Source organism: Xanthomonas sp. DAR 80977 (assembly GCF_041240605.1).
In the GTDB taxonomy this organism is placed as follows: Bacteria; Pseudomonadota; Gammaproteobacteria; order Xanthomonadales; family Xanthomonadaceae; genus Xanthomonas_A; species Xanthomonas_A bundabergensis.
The window spans coordinates 2378419-2397408 of the sequence record NZ_CP162487.1 but is presented as its reverse complement, the minus strand read 5'-3'; the positions used below and the strand labels follow the sequence as shown (position 1 = coordinate 2397408).

Sequence of the window (18990 nt, the reverse complement as noted above, 5' to 3'; positions counted from 1 at the left end):
CGGGTCACACCCCGTGCGCCGCCAGTTGCCCGAGCCGCTGCACCGCCACCGACACCGTCGGGTAGTCCAGCGACTTCTGCGCCGACAGTTCCTGCAGCATGTTCAAGGTGAAGCGCAGGCTGCTGTCGTCGCGCTGCAGCCACTGCTGCACCTTGGCCTCGGCATTGGCGCCCGGCAACGCCAGGGCCTGCCCGGCCAGCGCGCTGTGGTGCTTGGCCAGCTCGTCGCGCAGCACGCCGCGGGCCACCGCATGCCAGCGGCCGTTGACCTCCAGTGCGTCGATCTGCTCGAAGATCCACGGCAACTGCAAGGCCTCGCCGAGGCGGAAGTGCACCTTCGACACCTCCACCGGCTTGAGCTTGCGGGTGCGCGCCATCTCGATGATGTCGAACGCCGGCTCCAGGAAGCGCAGTTCCGACAGCTGCTGCGCCAGCGCCGGCGGCAGGCCCTTGTCCTGCCACTCCTGCACCAGCGCCTCGTACAGCGGGCGCTGCGCGTCCGGCAACACGCCGGAGGCGACGCGGATGTCGTTGAACGGCTCGTGGTAGCGCTCCACCGCCGCGGTGATGCCGGGCATCGGGCCGGGACGGAACAGCAGCCAGCGCACGAACGCGCGCTGCAGCTTCCAGATCACTTCCAGCGCATCGATCTGCACCGACTCCGGCACCTGCCCGTCCAGCGCGTCGATCTGCGTCCACAGCGCGCGCGCATCCAGCGTCTCGCGGCTGATGGTATAGGCCTTGGCGACCTCGCCGATGCTGCGCCCGGTGTCTTCCTGCATGCGCATCAGGAAGGTCGCGCCCATGCGGTTGATGGTGGTGTTGGTGACCGCGGTGGCGATGATCTCGCGCTTGAGCCGGTGCCGCTCCATCGCATCGGCGTACTTCTTCTGCAGCGGCTGCGGGAAGTAGCGCTGCAGCTCCTTGGACAGGTAAGGGTCCTCGGGGATGTCCGATTCCAGCAGCTGCTGGAACGCGACCAGCTTGGAGTAGGACAGCAGCACCGCCAGCTCCGGCCGGGTCAGGCCCTGGCCGCGCGCCTTGCGCGCGGAGATCTCCGCGTCCGAGGGCAGGTATTCGATCTGCCGGTCGAGCAGGCCCTGCGCTTCCAGGGTGCGGATGAAGTGCTGCTTGGAGCCCAGGCGCTTGACGCTCATCCGTTCCATCAGGCTCAGCGCCTGGTTCTGGCGGATGTTGTCCCACAGCACAAGCTCGGCGACCTCGTCGGTCATCGACGCCAGCAGCGTGTTGCGCGCCGCCACGGTCAGCTTCTTGGCCTGCACCACGTCGTTGAGCAGGATCTTGATGTTGACCTCGTGGTCGGAGGTGTCCACGCCGGCCGAGTTGTCGATGAAGTCGGTGTTGAGCAGCACCCCGGCCTGCGCGGCCTCGATGCGGCCGAGCTGGGTCAGGCCCAGGTTGCCGCCTTCGCCGACGATCCTGCAGCGCAGCTCGCCGCCGTTGACGCGCAGGCCGTTGTTGGCGCGGTCGCCGACGTCGCCATGGCTCTCGCTCGCCGCCTTGACGTAGGTGCCGATGCCGCCGTTCCAGAACAGGTCCACCGGCGCCTTGAGGATCGCGTTCATCAGCTCGTTCGGCGAGAGCTGCCTGACCCCCGCCTCCAGGCCCAGCGCCTCGCGCACCGGCGCGCTGATCTCGATCGACTTCAGCGTGCGCGGATAGATGCCGCCACCGGCGCTGATCAGCCTGGCGTCGTAGTCGGCCCAGCTGGAGCGCGGCAGCTTGAACAGGCGCTCGCGCTCGGCGAACGAGGCGGCGGCGTCCGGGGCCGGATCCAGGAAGATGTGGCGGTGGTCGAACGCGGCCAGCAGGCGGATGTGCCGCGACAGCAGCATGCCGTTGCCGAACACGTCGCCGGACATGTCGCCGATGCCGACCACGCTGAAGTCCTCGCTCTGGCAGTCGCGGCCCAGCGCGCGGAAATGGCGCTTGACCGACTCCCAGGCGCCGCGCGCGGTGATGCCCATGCCCTTGTGGTCGTAGCCGACCGAGCCGCCGGAGGCGAACGCGTCGCCGAGCCAGAAGCCATGGTCGATCGCCAGCCCGTTGGCGATGTCGGAGAACGTGGCGGTGCCCTTGTCTGCGGCGACCACCAGGTACGGATCGTCCTGGTCGTGGCGCACCACCTGCGGCGGCGCCACGATCTTGCCGCCGACGATGTTGTCGGTGATGTCGAGCAGGCCCTGGATGAACAGCTTGTAGCAGGCGATGCCCTCGGCCAGCACCGCGTCGCGGTCGCCGCCGACCGGGGAGCGCTTGCAGAAGAAGCCGCCCTTGGCGCCGACCGGCACGATCACCGTGTTCTTGACCATCTGCGCCTTGACCAGGCCCAGCACCTCGGTGCGGAAATCCTCGCGCCGGTCGGACCAGCGCAGGCCGCCGCGCGCCACCGCGCCGAAGCGCAGGTGCACGCCTTCCACGCGCGGGCCGTACACGAAGATCTCGCGGTACGGACGCGGTTTGGGCAGCTCCGGCACCTTGGCCGAATCGAGCTTGAAGCTGATGCAGTGGCCCGGCTGGCCGTCCTTGCCGGTCTGGTAGTAGCTGGTGCGCAGGGTCGCCTGGATCACGCCCTTGAAGCTGCGCAGGATGCGGTCCTCGTCGAGGCTGGCGACCTGGTCGAACAGCTTCAGCAGCGCGGCGCCGGCCGCCTCCAGCTGTGCGGCGCGGTCGCCGCGGCGCGCGTCGATCACCGGCTGCAGCGCCTTCAGCGCGGCGTCGTCGCCGGCCGCCAGCAGGGTCAGCTGCGCCGACAGGGCGGCCTGGCCATCGGCGATCTGCGCCTTGCTCTCGCTGCCGGTGGCCGGATCGAAGCGCGCCTCGAACAGTTCCACCAGCAGCCGCGCCAGCAGCGGATAGCGGCTGCAGGTCTCTTCCACATAGGCCTGCGAGAACGGCACGCCGGTCTGCAGCAGGTACTTGCAGTAGCCGCGCAGGATCGCCACCTGGCGCCAGCCCAGGCCGGCGCCGACGATCAGGCGGTTGAAGCCGTCGTTCTCGGCGTCGCCGCGCCAGATGCGCACGAACGCCTCGCACAGCGGCGCGTCGGCGCGGGCCACGTCGATGCTGCCGGCCAGCGGCTCCACTTCGAAGTCCTGGATGTACAGCGGCGTGCCGTCCACGGTGAGCCGGTACGGGCGCTCGGAGATCACCCGCAGGCCCAGGTTCTCCATCATCGGCAGCACGTCCGACAGCGGCAGGTCGTCGCGCTGCCGGTACAGCTTCAGGCGCAGGCTGTCGGCGCCGTCGCGGCGCAGCGACTGCAGGCTCAGGTGCAGGTCGTCGGGACCGCGCAGCGCGGCCAGGCGCTCGACGTCGCGCGCGGCGATCTGCGCGGTCGATTCCTCGATGTAGCCGGCCGGCAGCGCGCGGCCGTAGCTGGCCGCCAGGCGCAGGCCGTCGCGCTCGCCGCGGCTGGCCACCAGCGCCTCGCGCAGGTCGTCCTGCCAGTTGCGCAGCAGGTGCGCCAGGCGCGATTCCAGTTCGGTGGTGTCGAATTCCAGCGCTTCGCCGGGCTTGGGCCGCACGATCAGGTGCAGCTGCGCCAGCGGCGATTCGCCCAGCACCACGCTGGAGTCGATGTACTCGCCGTGCAGCGCGTCCTTCAGCAGCGCCTCGATGCGCAGGCGCACGTCGGTGTTGAAGCGCTCGCGCGGGATGTAGACCAGTGCGGAGATGAAGCGGCCGTACTTGTCGCGGCGCAGGAACAGGCGGCTGCGCACCCGCTCCTGCAGGCCGAGGATGCCCATCGCGGTGCGGTACAGCTCTTCCTCGTTGGACTGGAACAGCTCCTCGCGCGGCAGCGTCTCCAGGATGTGGCGCAATGCCTTGCCGCTGTGGCTGCTCGGGGTCAGCCCGGAGCTGCGCATCACGTAGTCGTGGCGCTCGCGCACCAGCGGGATCTCCCACGGCCGGCGGTTGTAGGCGCTGGAGGTGAACAGGCCGAGGAAGCGCTGCTCGGCGACGATGCGGCCCTTGGCGTCGAATTCCAGCACGCCGATGTAGTCCATGTAGCCGCTGCGGTGCACCCGCGAGCGCGCATTGGTCTTGGTCAGGATCAGCGCTTCCTTGATGCCCGATTCGCTGAGGCCGTGCGCGGCCAGGGTGCGCACCGGCCGCGCCGGCGACTTGTCGTGGCCGCGCAGCAGGCCCAGGCCGCTGTCCTCCAGCGGCGCCAGCACGTCTTCGCCGCCCTGCTTCTCGACCCGGTACTCGCGGTAGCCGAAGAAGGTGAAGTGGTCGGCAGCGGCCCAGCGCAGGAACTCCTGCGCCTCGCGCCGGCCCTTGTCGTCCACCGGCAGGCGCCGCGTGGTCAGGTCGTCGGCCAGGGTCAGCATCTTCTCGCGCATGCCGCTCCAGTCGCGCACGATGTTGCGCACCTCGCCGAGGATGCGCTGGATCGCCGCATCGACCCGCGGCATGTCCTCCGGCGGCTGCCGGTCGATCTCCAGCAGCATCAGCGATTCCGGCTTGCCCTCGCCCACCGTCTCCAGCTTGCCGCTCTTGTCGCGGCTCATGCGCAGCACCGGATGGCCGAGCACGTGCACGCCGATGCCCAGTTCCGACAGCGCCATGCTCACCGAATCCACCAGGAACGGCATGTCGTCGTTGACGATCTGCAGCACCGTGCGCGAGGACTCCCAGCCATCCTCCTTCAGGCTCGGATTGAACACCCGCACGTTGACCGTGCCCGGCTTGCGCTTGCGCGCGAATTCCAGCATCGACGCCGCCAGCGCGGCCCATTCCGGCGCGCTGTGGTGGGGGAACTCGTCCTCCTCCATGCGCTTGTAGAACTGTTCGGCGAACACCTGCGCCTCGGCCTGGCGCGCGGCCGGGTAGCGCTTGCGCAACGCCGCGTACACCGGCTCCAGGCTGAAACCGGTCGCGGCCGGCGCCGCATCGATCACCTGCGCAGTGGCCGGCACCGGCGCCGCGCCGCGCTTGCCGGCGACCGGCGCGGGCTTGGCCTTCCTGGCGGACGCCGCCGCGGCGGGCCTGGACGAAGCGGGAACGGGCTTGGACGCGGACTTGCTGGTGGCGGCGGCCGAGGACTTGCTGGAACGGGAGGCGTCTGATTTGGGTTTCATGACGGGGAGCAACAACGATGCTCGTTGGGAAAGCCAGAATTGTACCGGTGGCGCGTTCAACTACCTTGCTGCATGGCGCAAACCGGGATGGGGAATGCGGGCACACGCCAGATCGGGCAAAGTCGCGCGGGCGCCGCCGTCACGCCGGCATAACTTCCCACGGCGGAGCGTCGCCGTTGCCCTGGCCTGTCGCGATCGGCGCGGCGCTGTCAAGGCTGTTCCAATTCTAAACTGGACGGTATAGTCCACATTCAATGAGCGCCTCCCCTGCCCAGTCACGCCTGCCCCAGGCGCGCGATCAGCGCGTGTATGCCGCCGTGCGCGAGCTGTTGGCGGAGGAAGGGATGCGCCTGAGCATGGACGCGGTGGCCGCGCGCGCCGGCTGTTCCAAGCAGACCCTGTACAGCCGCTACCGCAGCAAGCAGGACCTGCTGCAACGGGTGATGCAGGACCACATGGAACTGAGCACCACGCATCTGGGCCCGGCCCAGGGCGAACTGCGCGGCAGCCTGGTGCGCTTCGCCCGCGAGCACCTGGAACAGCTGTCCGAACCGCGCGTGCTGCAGAGCTGCCAGCTGATCGCGGCCGAATCGCGGCACTTCCCCGAGCAGGCCCGCGCCCTGTTCCGCGACAGCGCGCAGGCGCTGATGCAGCGCCTGAGCGAGCGCCTGCAGCTGGCGGTCGCCGCCGGCCAGCTGCGCCATGACGATCCGCACTTCATGGCCGAACTGCTGCTGAGCATGATCGTCGGCATGGATTTCGAGCGGCAGCGCTTCCATACCGCCCATCGCAGCGACGCCGCCGCGCAGCGCGCCTGGGCCGAATTCGCCGTCGACGGTTTTCTGCGCGCATTCGCCGCGCCCCCTTCCCTTTCGTTTTCAACACCAGACCGGAGTACCACCCGATGACCTCCCCGTTGCGTTCCCTCGCCCTGGCCTGCGCCGTCGTGGTGGTGTTGGCGTCCTGCAAGAAACAGGAACAGCAGGCCATGCCGCCGCCGGACGTGGGCGTGCTGGAGGCCAAGCCGCAGACCCTGCCGCTGCAGCGCGACATGGTCGGCCGCCTGTCCGCCTACCGCAGCGCCGACGTGCGCGCACGCGTGGCCGGGGTGCTGGAGAAGCGCCTGTACACCGAAGGCACCGACGTGAAGGAAGGCCAGCCGCTGTTCCAGATCGATCCGGCGCCGCTGCGCGCCTCGCTGGCCTCGGCGCAGGGCCAGCTGGCCTCGGCCGAGGCGACCTACGCCAACGCCAAGGTCGCCGCCAACCGCGCGCGCAGCCTGGCCCCGCAGTCCTACGTGTCCAAGTCCGACCTGGACACCGCCGAAGCCACCGAGCGCACCTCCGCCGCCTCCGTGCAGCAGGCGCGCGCCGCGGTGGAAACCGCGCGCATCAACCTGGGCTATGCCACCGTCACCGCGCCGATCGCCGGCCGCGCCGGCAAGCAGCAGGTCACCGAAGGCGCGCTGGTCGGCCAGGGCGACACCACCCTGCTGACCACGATCGACCAGCTCGACCCGCTGTACGTGAACTTCTCGATGAGTTCGGACGAACTGGCGCAGCTGCGCCAGGCGCAGACCCAGGGCAACGTGGCCCTGAACGCTGAAGGCAAGTCCACCGTGCAGGTCAAGCTCGGCGACGGCAGCACCTACGCCCAGTCCGGCACGCTGGACTTCTCCGATACCGCGGTCGATCCGAGCACCGGCTCGGTGACCCTGCGCGCGCTGCTGCCGAATCCGGACCGGGTGCTGCTGCCTGGTGCGTTCGTGAGCTTCGCCGCCAACCTGGGCCAGCGCAACAACGCCTACCTGATCCCGCAGGAAGCGATCCAGCGCGATGCCAAGGGCGCCTATGCGCTGGTGGTCGGCAAGGACAGCAAGGTCGCGCGCAAGGACGTGGTCACGGTCGGCCAGCAGGACGGCAAGTGGATCATCAGCTCCGGCCTGGCGGCCGGCGACCAGGTCATCGTCTCCGGCCTGCAGAAGGCCAAGGAAGGCGCGCCTGCCAAGGCCACGCCGTGGACGCCGGGCGCCCCGGCAGGCGCACCGGGCCAGGCCCCGGGCGCTGCCGCGCCGCAGGGCCAGGCTGCCGCTGGCGCCGCGCCGCAGGACAAGGCCGCCGGCCAACCGCAGGGCGCAGCGAACGGCGACACGCCGGCCGCCGCGGCCGATTCCAAGCCCGAGCAGCAGTAACGGACCCCCGCCATGCCTAAGTTCTTCATCGAACACCCGGTCTTCGCCTGGGTGGTGGCGATCCTGATCTCGCTCAGCGGCGTGATCGCCATCCTCAACCTCGGCGTCGAGTCCTATCCCTCGATCGCGCCGCCGCAGGTCACCGTCACCGCGACCTACCCCGGCGCCAGCGCCGACACCACCGAACGCTCGGTCACCCAGGTGATCGAGCAGCAGCTGACCGGCATCGATCACCTGCTGTATTTCAGCTCCTCGTCCTCCTCCAGCGGCACCGCCACCGTCACCCTGACCTTCGAGACCGGCACCAATGCCGACATCGCCCAGGTGCAGGTGCAGAACAAGGTGTCGCTGGCGACGCCGCGCCTGCCCTCGGAAGTGACCGCGCAGGGCGTGGTGGTGGCCAAGGCCAACGCCGGCTTCCTCAGCGTGATCGCCTTGCGTTCGGAGAACCCCTCGATCGACCGCAGCGCGCTCAACGACATCGTCGGCTCGCGCGTGCTGGAGCAGATCTCGCGCGTGCCCGGCGTCGGCAGCACCCAGCAGTTCGGCGCCGAATACGCGATGGACATCTGGCTCAATCCCGAGAAGCTGCAGGGTTACCACCTGTCGCCGAGCCAGGTGTACAACGCGATCAGCGCGCAGAACGTGCAGTTCGCCGCCGGCTCGATCGGCTCGGATCCGGCCCCGTCCGGGCAGTCGTTCACCGCCACGGTCACCGCCGAAGGCCGCTTCAGCTCGCCCGAGCAATTCGAGAACATCATCCTGCGCGCGGACAGCAACGGCAGCGTGGTGCGGCTGAAGGACGTGGCGCGGGTCGCGTTCGGCCCGACCAGCTTCGGCGTGGACACCCAGTACAACGGCAAGCCGACCGGCGCGTTCGCGATCCAGCTGCTGCCCGGCGCCAACGCGCTGAGCGTGACCGAGGCGGTCAAGGCCAAGATGGACGAGCTGCAGCCCAGCTTCCCGCAGGGGGTGACCTGGTTCACCCCGTACGAGAGCACCACCTTCGTGCGGATCTCGATCGAGGAAGTGGTCAAGACCCTGATCGAGGCGATCGTGCTGGTGTTCCTGGTGATGCTGGTGTTCCTGCAGAACTTCCGCGCCACCATCATCCCCACCCTGGTGATCCCGGTGGCCTTGCTGGGCACCTTCCTGGGCATGTGGGTGATCGGCTTCACCATCAACCAGCTGACCCTGTTCGCGATGGTGCTGGCGATCGGCATCGTGGTCGACGATGCGATCGTGGTGATCGAGAACGTCGAACGCATCATGTCCGAAGAGCACATGGCGCCGAAGGCGGCCACGCAGAAGGCGATGACCCAGATCACCGGCGCGGTGGTGGCGATCACCGTGGTGCTGGCGGCGGTGTTCATCCCCTCGGCGATGCAGCCCGGCGCGGCCGGCGCGATCTACAAGCAGTTCGCGATCACCATCGCCATGGCGATGGGGTTCTCGGCGTTCCTGGCGCTGAGCTTCACCCCGGCGCTGTGCGCGGCGTTCCTGAAGGCCACCCACAACGAGAACCCGAACTGGGTGTACCGCACCTTCAACAAGTACTACGACAAGCTGTCGCACCGCTACGTCGGCGCGGTCGGCGGCACCATCCGCCGCGCGCCGCGCTGGATGGCGGTGTTCGCGTTGCTGGTGGTGCTGTGCGGCTTCCTGTTCACGCGCATGCCGAGCAGCTTCCTGCCCGAGGAAGACCAGGGCTTCGCGCTGGCGATCGTGCAGCTGCCGCCGGGCGCCACGGTCGGCCGCACCAACGAGGTGTTCACGCAGATGCGCGGCGTGCTCGAGCAGCAGAAGGCCGTGGAAGGCATGCTGCAGGTGGCCGGCTTCAGCTTCCTGGGCCGCGGCGAGAACGTCGGCATGGGCTTCATCCGGCTCAAGCCGTGGGCCGACCGCGACGTCACCGCCACCGACCTGATCCAGCAGTTGAACGGGATGTTCTACGGCATCAAGGGCGCGCAGATCTTCGTGGTCAACCTGCCCACGGTGAACGGCCTGGGCCAGTTCGGCGGCTTCGACATGTGGCTGCAGGACCGCACCGGCGCCGGCGAGGAAGCGCTGACGCAGGCGCGCAACATCCTGCTCGGCAAGGCCGCCGCGCGCCAGGACGCGCTGGCCGGGGTGCGCCCCAACGGCCTGGAGAACGCGCCGCAGCTGCAGCTGAGCGTGGACCGCGTGCAGGCGCAGTCGATGGGCCTGTCGGTCAGCGACATCTACCAGTCGATCCAGATGATGCTGGCGCCGGTATACGTCAACGACTTCTTCTACGAAGGCCGCATCAAGCGCGTCAACATGCAGGCCGACGCGCCTTTCCGCACCGGACCGGAGTCGCTGAGCAACTTCTACGTGCCCAGCAGCAGCGCCACCGACAGCGACGGCCTGCCGCAGATGATCCCGCTGAGCACGGTGGTGAAGTCGAACTGGATCTACAGCTCGCCGTCGCTGAGCCGCTACAACGGCTATTCGGCGGTCAACGTGGTCGGCAATCCGGCCCCGGGCGGCAGTTCCGGCCAGGCGATGAGCGCGATGGAGGAGATCGTCAACACCGACCTGCCGCCGGGCTTCGGCTTCGACTGGAGCGGCATGTCCTACCAGGAGATCATCGCCGGCAACAGCGCCACGCTGCTGCTGGTGCTGTCGATCGTGGTGGTGTTCCTGTGCCTGGCGGCGCTGTACGAGAGCTGGTCGATCCCGGTGTCGGTGCTGCTGGTGGTGCCGATCGGCGTGCTCGGCGCGGTCACCTTCTCGCTGCTGCGCGGCCTGCCCTACGACATCTACTTCAAGATCGGCCTGATCACGGTGATCGGCCTGGCGGCGAAGAACGCGATCCTGATCGTGGAATTCGCGGTGGAGCAGCGCGCGGCGGGCAAGACCTTGCGCGAGGCGGCCACCGAGGCGGCGCACCTGCGCTTCCGCCCGATCCTGATGACCTCGTTCGCGTTCATCCTCGGCGTGCTGCCGATGGCGATCTCCACCGGCGCCGGCGCCAACGCGCGCCACTCGATCGGCACCGGCGTGATCGGCGGCATGGTGTTCGCCACCGTGCTCGGCGTGCTGTTCATCCCGCTGTTCTTCGTGGTGGTGCGGCGCATGCTCGGCGACAAGCTGGACGAGCCGTCGAAGGAATACGCGGCGCTGCAGCAGGAAGGGCAGTCGCGGAATCAGCCGGATCGGTGAGGGGCCGGGATTGGGGATTCGGGATTGGGGATTCGTCAGAATCCCCGGCCCTTGAAATCCTCGGGTTCCTGATGCAAACAAAAAAGCGGCCATGACGGCCGCTTTTTTTGTTCTCTCGGTCCCAGCGCTGCCTGTGGCAGCGCTGGCCCGATTGCCTACTGCCGATTCTCGATTCCCGGCTCTTCAGCGCAGCCCGGTCTCGTTGCGGGCGATCACCAGGCGCTGGATCTCGGACGTGCCTTCGTAGATCTCGGTGATCTTGGCGTCGCGGAAGTAGCGCTCCAGCGGCATCTCCTTCGAATAGCCCATGCCGCCGTGGATCTGCACCGCCTGGTGGGTGATCCACATCGCCGCCTCGGAGGCGGTGAGCTTGGCCACCGAGGCCTCGGTGGTGAAGCGCTTGCCCTGCCCCTTCAGCCACGCCGCGCGCAGCGTCAGCAACAGCGAGGCGTCGAGCTTGCACTTCATGTCGGCGATCTTGGCCTGGGTCATCTGGAACGCGCCGATCGGCGAGCCGAACGCCTTGCGCTCCTTCACGTAGTCCAGGGTGGCCTGGTAGGCGGCGCGGGCGATGCCGATCGCCTGCGAGGCGATGCCGATGCGGCCGGCGTCGAGCACGCTCATCGCGATCTTGAAGCCCTCGCCCGGTGCGCCCAGGATCTCGTCCGGGGTCGCCACGTAGTCCTGGAACTCGATCTCGCAGGTGGCCGAGGCGCGGATGCCGAGCTTGGGCTCGGTCTTGCCGCGGTGGAAACCGGGCTTGTCGGTGTCGACCACGAACGCGGTGATGCCGCGCGAGCCCTGCTCCGGCTCGCTCAGCGCGTACAGCACGATGTACTTGGCGACCGGGCCGGAGGTGATCCAGCTCTTCTTGCCGTTGATCACGAAGCTGCCGTCGTCCTGGCGCACCGCCCGGCAACGCATCGCGGTGGCGTCGGAGCCGGACTGCGGCTCGGTCAGCGCGAACGCGCCGATATGGCTGCCGTCGGCGATCGCGCGCACGTACTTCTGCTTCTGCGCCTCGTTGCCGTTCTTCAGGATGCCGGCGCAGAACAGCGAGTTGTTGACCGAGACGATGGTGGAATGGGCGGCGTCGCCGGCGGCGATCTCGACCATCGCCAGCACGTAGGCGATCGGGTCCATGCCGGCGCCGCCGTACTCCTCCGGCACCTCGATGCCCATCAGCCCGTTCTCGCCGAGCAGGCGGATGTTCTCCAGCGGGAACTCGCCGGTGCGGTCGTGGTGCTCGGCGCTCGGCGCGATCCGCTCCTGGGCGATGCGTCGCGCCACGTCCTGGATCATCAATTGCTCTTCAGTAAAGCTGAAATCCACGTAGAACCCCTCCCGGGCTGTCTGGTGCGCCATTGTAGCCATCCAGACCATACGCTGGCGTGTGCACGACTTGACCCGGTCGGCCCGCGGGACCAGAATATCTCTATATCGCGATAGGAAGATATTATGGATCTGGAGGACTGGTCGACCCGGCTGAAGGTGTTCGCCGACGCGACCCGCGTGCGCCTGCTGGCGCTGCTGGAGCAGGAAGAGCTGACCGTGGCCGAGCTGTCGGCGATCACCCGGCTGGCGCAACCGCGCGTCTCCACCCACCTGGCCAAGCTGAAGGAGGCCGGGCTGGTGCGCGACCGCCGCGCCGGCGTGTCGGCCTACTACCGCTTCGACGAGGCGCAACTGGACCCGGCGCAGCGCGCGCTGTGGCTGGCGCTGAGCACCGGCAGCGACGACCCGCTGCTGCGCCAGGACGCCGAGCGCGTGGCCGCGGTGCTGGCCAACCGCGCCGCCGACCAGAACTGGGCCGACTCGGTGGCCGGCGACATGGAACGCCACTACTCGCCCGGGCGCACCTGGGAAGCGCTGGCGCGCACCGCGCTGCCGCTGCTGGAAACCGGCGACGTGCTCGACATCGCCTCCGGCGACGGCGTGCTGGCCGAACTGGTCGCCCCGCATGCGCGCCGCTACGTGTGCATCGACACCAGCGCGCGGGTGGTGGCCGCGGCCAGCGAGCGCCTGCGCCGGCTGGGCAACGTGGAAGTGCGCGAAGGCGACATGCACGCGCTGCCGTTCGCCGACGCCAGCTTCGACCTGGTGGTGATGATGCATGCGCTGACCTACGCGGCCAAGCCGGCGCAGGCGGTGGCCGAATCGGCGCGGGTGCTGCGTCCCGGCGGACGCCTGCTGCTGTGCAGCCTCGCCCGCCACGAACACAAGGCCGCGGTGCAGGCCTACGGCCACGTCAACCTGGGCTTCTCCTCCAAGGAACTGCGCAAGTTCGTGCACAAGGCCGGGCTGGACGTGTCCAGCCTGGAAACCGTGACCCGCGAGAAGCGCCCGCCGCATTTCGAGGTGGTGTCGTTGATTGCTGTGAAGCCGGTGGAGCCGGGATTCGGGAGTGGGGATTCGGGAATCGCAAAGGCAAAGGCAAAGGCAGGAGCGACCGCATGAGCAGCTCATCCATGTCTCCTCAGTCACAGCCGCCCTGGCTGCATCCGCAGCGCACGCAGAAACTGCTGCAGGCGCTATCCGAACGCATCCTGATCATCGATGGCGCGATGGGCACCATGATCCAGCGCCACGACCTGCAGGAGGCCGACTACCGCGGCGAACGTTTCGCCGCCGGCTACGACAGCGCGCACGTGCACGGCCCCGGCTGCGACCACGCGCCGCAGGGCCACGACCTGAAGGGCAACAACGACCTGCTGCTGCTGTCGCGGCCGGAGGTGATCGCCGGCATCCACCGCGCCTACCTCGATGCCGGCGCCGACCTGCTCGAGACCAACACCTTCAACGCCACCTCGATCAGCCAGGCCGACTACCACCTGGAGCATCTGGTCTACGAACTCAACAAGGCCGGCGCGCAGGTCGCGCGCGCGTGCTGCGACGCGGCCGAGGCGCTCACCCCGGACAAGCCGCGCTTCGTGATCGGCGTGCTCGGCCCGACCAGCCGCACCGCCTCGATCAGCCCCGACGTCAACGATCCCGGCTTCCGCAACACCAGCTTCGACGAGTTGCGCGGCACCTACCGCGAAGCGGTCGAGGGCCTGATCGACGGCGGCGCCGACACGCTGATGGTGGAGACCATCTTCGACACGCTCAACGCCAAGGCGGCGCTGTACGCGATCGAGGAAATGTTCGACGCGCGCGGCGGGCGGCTGCCGGTGATGATCTCCGGCACCATCACCGACGCCTCCGGGCGCACCCTGTCCGGGCAGACCGCCGAAGCGTTCTACGCCTCGGTGGCGCATGGCCGGCCGCTGTCGGTGGGGCTGAACTGCGCGCTCGGCGCCAGCGACCTGCGCCCGCACGTGGAGACGCTGGCGCGGATCGCCGACGGCTACGTCAGCGCGCATCCCAACGCCGGCCTGCCCAACGCCTTCGGCGAGTACGACGAAACCCCGGAGGAAATGGCGGCGACGCTGAAGGAATTCGCCCAATCCGGATTGCTGAACCTGGTCGGCGGCTGCTGCGGCACCACCCCGGCGCACATCCAGGCGATCGCCGAGGCGGTGCGCGGCCTGCGTCCGCGCACGCCGCTGGCGGCGCAGGCACAGGCGGCCTGAGATGACGCTGCATCCGCTGCCGCTTCACGCATTCGCGGGGCGCGCCGCATGCGCCGCACCGGCCGCCGGCGCGCGCGCGTCCACCGCAACGATCCTGCAAGGCTGAGCCCATGTCCGTCCGCATTACCCGCCTGTCCGGCCTGGAGCCGCTGCTGCTGACCCCGGACCTGCTGTTCGTCAACGTCGGCGAGCGCACCAACGTCACCGGCAGCGCGCAGTTCCGCAAGCTGGTCAAGGAAGAGCGCTACGAGGAAGCGGTGGACGTGGCGCGCCAGCAGGTTGCCAGCGGCGCGCAGATCCTCGACGTCAACATGGACGAGGGCCTGATCGATTCGGAGAAGGCGATGACCCGCTTTCTCAACCTGATCATGTCCGAGCCGGACATCGCGCGCATCCCGATCATGGTCGACTCCTCCAAGTGGAGCGTGATCGAGGCCGGGCTGAAGTGCCTGCAGGGCAAGAGCGTGGTCAACTCGATCTCGCTGAAGGAAGGCGAAGCGGTGTTCGTCGAGCACGCGCGCAAGGTGCTGCGCTACGGCGCCGCCGCGGTGGTGATGGCGTTCGACGAGCAGGGCCAGGCCGACACCTGCGCGCGCAAGGTGGAGATCTGCAGCCGCGCCTACCGGATCCTGACCGAGCAGGTCGGCTTCCCGCCGGAAGACATCATCTTCGACCCCAACATCTTCGCCGTGGCCACCGGCATCGAGGAGCACGACAACTACGCGGTGGACTTCATCGAGGCCACCCGCATCATCCGCCAGACCCTGCCGCACTGCCACGTGTCCGGCGGCGTGTCCAACGTGTCGTTCTCGTTCCGCGGCAACGAGACCGTGCGCCAGGCGATCCACTCGGTGTTCCTGTACCACGCCATCGCCGCGGGCATGGACATGGGCATCGTCAACGCCGGCGGCATGCCGATCTACGACGACCTGGACCCGGACCTGCGCGAGCGCGTGGAGGACGTGATCCTCAACCGCCGCCGCGACGGCACCGAGCGCCTGCTGGAGATCGCCGAGCGCTACAAGGGCAAGAAGGGCCAGAGCAGCGTCGAGGACCTGAGCTGGCGCGACAAGCCGGTGCGCGCGCGGCTGGCGCATGCGCTGGTGCACGGCGTGGACGCCTACGTGGAACTCGATACCGAGGAAGCGCGGCAGCAGTCCACGCGCCCGCTGGACGTGATCGAAGGCCCGCTGATGGACGGCATGAACGTGGTCGGCGACCTGTTCGGCGCCGGCAAGATGTTCCTGCCGCAGGTGGTCAAGTCGGCGCGGGTGATGAAGAAGGCGGTGGCCTACCTGCTGCCGTACATCGAGGCGGAAAAACTGCGCACCGGCGACACCGGCAAGTCCAACGGCAAGATCATCATGGCCACGGTCAAGGGCGACGTGCACGACATCGGCAAGAACATCGTCGGCGTGGTCCTGGCCTGCAACAACTTCGACGTGATCGACCTGGGGGTGATGGTGCCGACCCAGACCATCCTCGACCGCGCGCGCGCCGAGAACGCCGACATCATCGGCCTGTCCGGGCTGATCACCCCGTCGCTGGAAGAGATGAGCCACGTCGCCCGCGAGATGCAGCGGCAGGGCTTCTCGATGCCGCTGCTGATCGGCGGCGCCACCACCTCGCGCGCGCACACCGCGCTGAAGATCGACCCGCACTACGCGGCGCCGACGGTGTGGGTCAAGGACGCCTCGCGCGCGGTGGGCGTGGCGCAGTCGCTGATCTCCAAGGACCTGCGCGCCGCGTTCGTGGCCGCCAACGACGCCGACTACGCCGAGATCCGCCAGCGCCACCGCAACCGCGGCGACGCCAAGCGCCTGGTGTCGCTGGAGAAGGCGCGCGCGCAGCGCTTCGACGGCGGCTGGGACGCCTACACCCCGCCGGCGCCGAAGCAGCCCGGGCTGCACGTGTTCGACGACTACCCGCTGGAGGAACTGCTGCCGCTGATCGACTGGACCCCGTTCTTCCAGGCCTGGGAACTGGCCGGCAAGTTCCCGGCGATCCTCAGCGACGCGGTGGTCGGCCAGCAGGCCAGCGACCTGTACCGCGACGCGCGGGCGATGCTCAAGCGCATCGTCGGCGAGAAGTGGCTCACCGCCAAGGCGGTGTTCGGGCTGTGGCCGGCGCAGGCGGTGGGGGACGATGTCGAGGTGGTCCTGGCGGACCACCGGGAATCGGGAGTCGGGATTGGGGATTCGCAACAGCCCGCCCAATCCCCAATCCCCACTCCCCAATCCCGGCATCTCCTGCACTTCCTGCGCCAGCAAGTCGACAAACCCGTCGAGCGTCCCGACTTCTGCCTGGCCGATTTCATCGCGCCCAAGGACAGCGGCAAGCAGGACTGGATCGGGGCGTTCGCGGTCACCGCCGGCATCGGCATCGAGCCGCACGTGGCGCGGTTCGAGGCGGCGCACGACGACTACAACGCGATCCTGCTCAAGGCGCTGGCCGATCGCCTGGCCGAGGCGCTGGCCGAACGCCTGCACCAGCGCGTGCGCCGGGAATTCTGGGGCTATGCCGCCGACGAGGCGCTGGACAACGAGGCGCTGATCGCCGAGAAGTACCGCGGCATCCGCCCTGCTCCCGGCTATCCGGCCTGCCCCGAGCACAGCGAGAAGAAGACCCTGTTCGCGCTGCTCGAGGCCGAGCGCAACGCCGGCATGGCGCTGACCGAGAGCTTCGCGATGCTGCCGACCGCGGCGGTGTCCGGCTACTACTTCAGCCATCCGCAGAGCCAGTACTTCGTGGTCGGGCGCCTGAGCAAGGAACAGGTCGCCGACTACGCGCGGCGCAAGGGCGTGCCGCTGCTGCAGGCCGAGCGCTGGCTGGCCTCGAACCTGGACTACGACCCGGAGTGAGCCGCGGCCGGCCCGCGCAGCGCATCGGTGCCGGCCGCCCGCGCGCAGCCAGCGCAATGCAGTCCATGCACAACGCCTCCAAGCCATCGGAATGGTCCCCATGAAGATCGTGGTCACCGGCAGCAGCGGCCGCATCGGCCGTGCGATCCACATCCGCCTGTCGCGGCAGCACCGCGTCGGCGGCTTCGACAGCGCGCCCTCCTCCACCGCCGCCTGGGTCGGCGACTTGGCCGACGGCGCGCTGCTGGCGCGCGCGATGCAGGGCGCGGACGCGGTGGTGCACACCGCGGCGCTGCATGCGCCGCACGTGCCATATGCCAGCGCGGCCAGATTCCGCCAGGTCAACGTCGACGGCACCCGCCGCGTGCTCGATGCGGCGAGCGCGGCCGGCGTCGGCCGCATCGTCTTCACCAGCACCACCGCGCTGTACGGCAGCGCCGCCAGCCCCGCCGACACCGCGGCCTGGGTCGACGAAGACCTGCCGCCGCAGCCGCAGACCATCTACCACCACACCAAGCTGGAAGCCGAGGCGCTGCTGCGCGAGGCGGCCGCCCAGGGCGGGCCGAGCGTGCGCATCCTGCGCATGTCGCGCTGCTTCCCCGAACCGGCCAATCTGATGGCGGTGTTCCGCCTGCACCGCGGCATCGACGCGCGCGACGTCGCCGACGCGCACGCCGCGGCGCTGCTCCATGCCGGCCCGGCCACGGCGACCTTCGTCGTCTCCGGCACCACGCCGTTCCTGCGCGAGGATTGCCAGGCGCTGCACCTCGACCCGCAGGCGCTGCTGCGGCAGCGCGCGCCGCGGCTGGTCGACGCGTTCCGGCAGCGCGGCTGGCCGCTGCCGACGCGGATCGACCGCGTCTACTCGGCGCAGCAGGCGCTGCAGGCACTGGACTGGCGACCACGCCACGGCTTCGAGGAGGTGCTGGCGCAGTACGACCAGCACGTCCCGGAGGTCCTGCCGCCTGGCGACGGCGAGCCTGCGCGCGAGTGAGCGCGCGGCGGCACGGGCGTAGTCTCGTGCTCCAAACTCCGCGAGACGCTTCGCGCCGGACCCTCACCCCAACCCCTCTCCCGAGGGGAGAGGGGCTATGCACGCTCGGCTGTTCCTTCTCCCATCGGGAGAAGGTGCCCCAGAGGGGCGGATGAGGGTACGAGCGCAGCTTCGCACACCCAACTCCGCGAGACGCTTCGCGCCAGACCCTCACCCAACCCCTCTCCCCGGGGGAGAGGGGCTTGCGGCCGCTCAGCGCAACAGCACCGACACGCCGAGGCCGCCCTGCCAGTCCGAGCTCGGCGCGGACAAGCCGCGCAGCACCGACAGGTCCAGCTGCACGCGCTCGGCGATCAACCAGGTCAAGCCGGTGCCGAGCGCGCGCATCTCGTCCTCGCCGCCGCCGATGCCGGCTTCGGCATAGGCACTGAGGTCGCCCTGCGCATAGAAGGTGTAGCTCGGCGACACGGTCCAGCCGTGGCCGTCGTCGCTGTCGCTGAGGTTGGCGTACAGCGCGACGTTGCGCCCGCCCTCCAGGTCCCAGCCGGCGCTGACGCCGAGATCGTAGCGGTGCCCGTCGTCGCCGTACGGCGCACGCCCCACCGGCACCGCGGCGGTGCCGAGCACGGCCCAGGAAAACGCGTCGCTGTTGCTCGGCAGCGCCCATTTCAGGCCGACGCTGGCATCGCCGCCGCCATGCCCGCGGAAATCCTCGCCGGTGCCGCGCACGCGCTGCCAGACCTGGCTGTCGATGGCCAATTGCAGTTCCGCCTGCGCGCTCAGGCCGATCCGCAGGCGGCTGTCGGCCACGTATTCGGTGCTGCGCACGCCGCCGCTGCGGTCGTAGGTCACGTCCGACAGCGCCTGCTCCCAGGCGACGCCGCCGGCCGGCAGGGTCTGCGACGCGAAGCCGATGCCGGGACGGTCGAAGGCCGGCGCGTCGTCGGCGCAGGCGGCTCCGGCCGGACCCAGGCCGCCGAGCAAGAGCAGCGCGCAACGCAAGGGCGCGCATGCGCGCTGGACGCGGACATTGGCGCGCAGTGGGCCAGCGGGAACAAGGGTGGTCATGGGCCGCCTCC

The 18990-nt window shown here is 69.4% G+C and carries 10 protein-coding genes; 7 read left to right on the top strand and 3 right to left on the bottom strand.

All coding sequences use genetic code 11. The features are described from left to right. Nucleotides 1-4: 4 nt before the first annotated feature. Nucleotides 5-5107: an NAD-glutamate dehydrogenase gene (locus AB3X10_RS10180; RefSeq protein WP_369981247.1), complete on the bottom strand. Its 5103-nt coding sequence runs from the start codon at nucleotides 5105-5107 to the stop codon at nucleotides 5-7. Nucleotides 5108-5361: 254 nt separating this feature from the next. On the opposite strand from AB3X10_RS10180, the gene AB3X10_RS10175 reads away from it, so the two are divergent. Genes AB3X10_RS10175 through AB3X10_RS10165 form a run of 3 tightly spaced genes read left to right on the top strand, consistent with a single transcriptional unit; the run spans nucleotide 5362 to nucleotide 10484 of the window. Further along, nucleotides 5362-6015 carry a TetR/AcrR family transcriptional regulator gene (locus tag AB3X10_RS10175; protein ID WP_369981245.1) on the top strand — a complete coding sequence of 218 codons (654 nt, stop codon included), beginning with the start codon at nucleotides 5362-5364 and terminating at the stop codon, nucleotides 6013-6015. Further along, nucleotides 6012-7298 (top strand): efflux RND transporter periplasmic adaptor subunit, encoded by a 1287-nt coding sequence (locus AB3X10_RS10170; RefSeq protein WP_369981244.1) that lies wholly within the window; start codon nucleotides 6012-6014, stop codon nucleotides 7296-7298. Before AB3X10_RS10175 ends, AB3X10_RS10170 begins: the two co-directional genes overlap by 4 nt. Before the next feature lie 12 nt (nucleotides 7299-7310). Beyond that, nucleotides 7311-10484 carry a multidrug efflux RND transporter permease subunit gene (locus tag AB3X10_RS10165; RefSeq protein ID WP_369981243.1) on the top strand — a complete coding sequence of 1058 codons (3174 nt, stop codon included), beginning with the start codon at nucleotides 7311-7313 and terminating at the stop codon, nucleotides 10482-10484. Between the two features lie 183 nt (nucleotides 10485-10667). Here AB3X10_RS10165 and AB3X10_RS10160 read toward each other — a convergent pair whose 3' ends face one another. Beyond that, nucleotides 10668-11849 (bottom strand): acyl-CoA dehydrogenase family protein, encoded by a 1182-nt coding sequence (locus tag AB3X10_RS10160; RefSeq protein ID WP_206228865.1) that lies wholly within the window; start codon nucleotides 11847-11849, stop codon nucleotides 10668-10670. Between the two features lie 93 nt (nucleotides 11850-11942). Between AB3X10_RS10160 and AB3X10_RS10155 the strand changes: the two genes are divergently transcribed. The 4 genes from AB3X10_RS10155 (at nucleotide 11943) to AB3X10_RS10140 (ending at nucleotide 17911) form a co-directional block, all read left to right on the top strand. Then, on the top strand, nucleotides 11943-12941 hold the full coding sequence (locus AB3X10_RS10155) for an ArsR/SmtB family transcription factor (protein WP_369981240.1): 999 nt from the start codon (nucleotides 11943-11945) through the stop codon (nucleotides 12939-12941). Continuing rightward, a complete protein-coding gene (locus AB3X10_RS10150) occupies nucleotides 12938-14056 on the top strand; it encodes a homocysteine S-methyltransferase family protein (RefSeq protein ID WP_369981238.1) in 1119 nt (372 codons plus the stop codon). The genes AB3X10_RS10155 and AB3X10_RS10150 overlap by 4 nt, the downstream gene beginning before the upstream one ends. Before the next feature lie 110 nt (nucleotides 14057-14166). Beyond that, nucleotides 14167-16917 (top strand): methionine synthase, encoded by a 2751-nt coding sequence (gene metH, locus AB3X10_RS10145; RefSeq protein ID WP_369981236.1) that lies wholly within the window; start codon nucleotides 14167-14169, stop codon nucleotides 16915-16917. Between the two features lie 100 nt (nucleotides 16918-17017). Next, nucleotides 17018-17911 carry an NAD-dependent epimerase/dehydratase family protein gene (locus tag AB3X10_RS10140; protein ID WP_369981234.1) on the top strand — a complete coding sequence of 298 codons (894 nt, stop codon included), beginning with the start codon at nucleotides 17018-17020 and terminating at the stop codon, nucleotides 17909-17911. A gap of 252 nt (nucleotides 17912-18163) precedes the next feature. Here AB3X10_RS10140 and AB3X10_RS10135 read toward each other — a convergent pair whose 3' ends face one another. Continuing rightward, nucleotides 18164-18979: a transporter gene (locus tag AB3X10_RS10135; protein WP_369981233.1), complete on the bottom strand. Its 816-nt coding sequence runs from the start codon at nucleotides 18977-18979 to the stop codon at nucleotides 18164-18166. Between the last annotated feature and the right edge of the window lie 11 nt (nucleotides 18980-18990).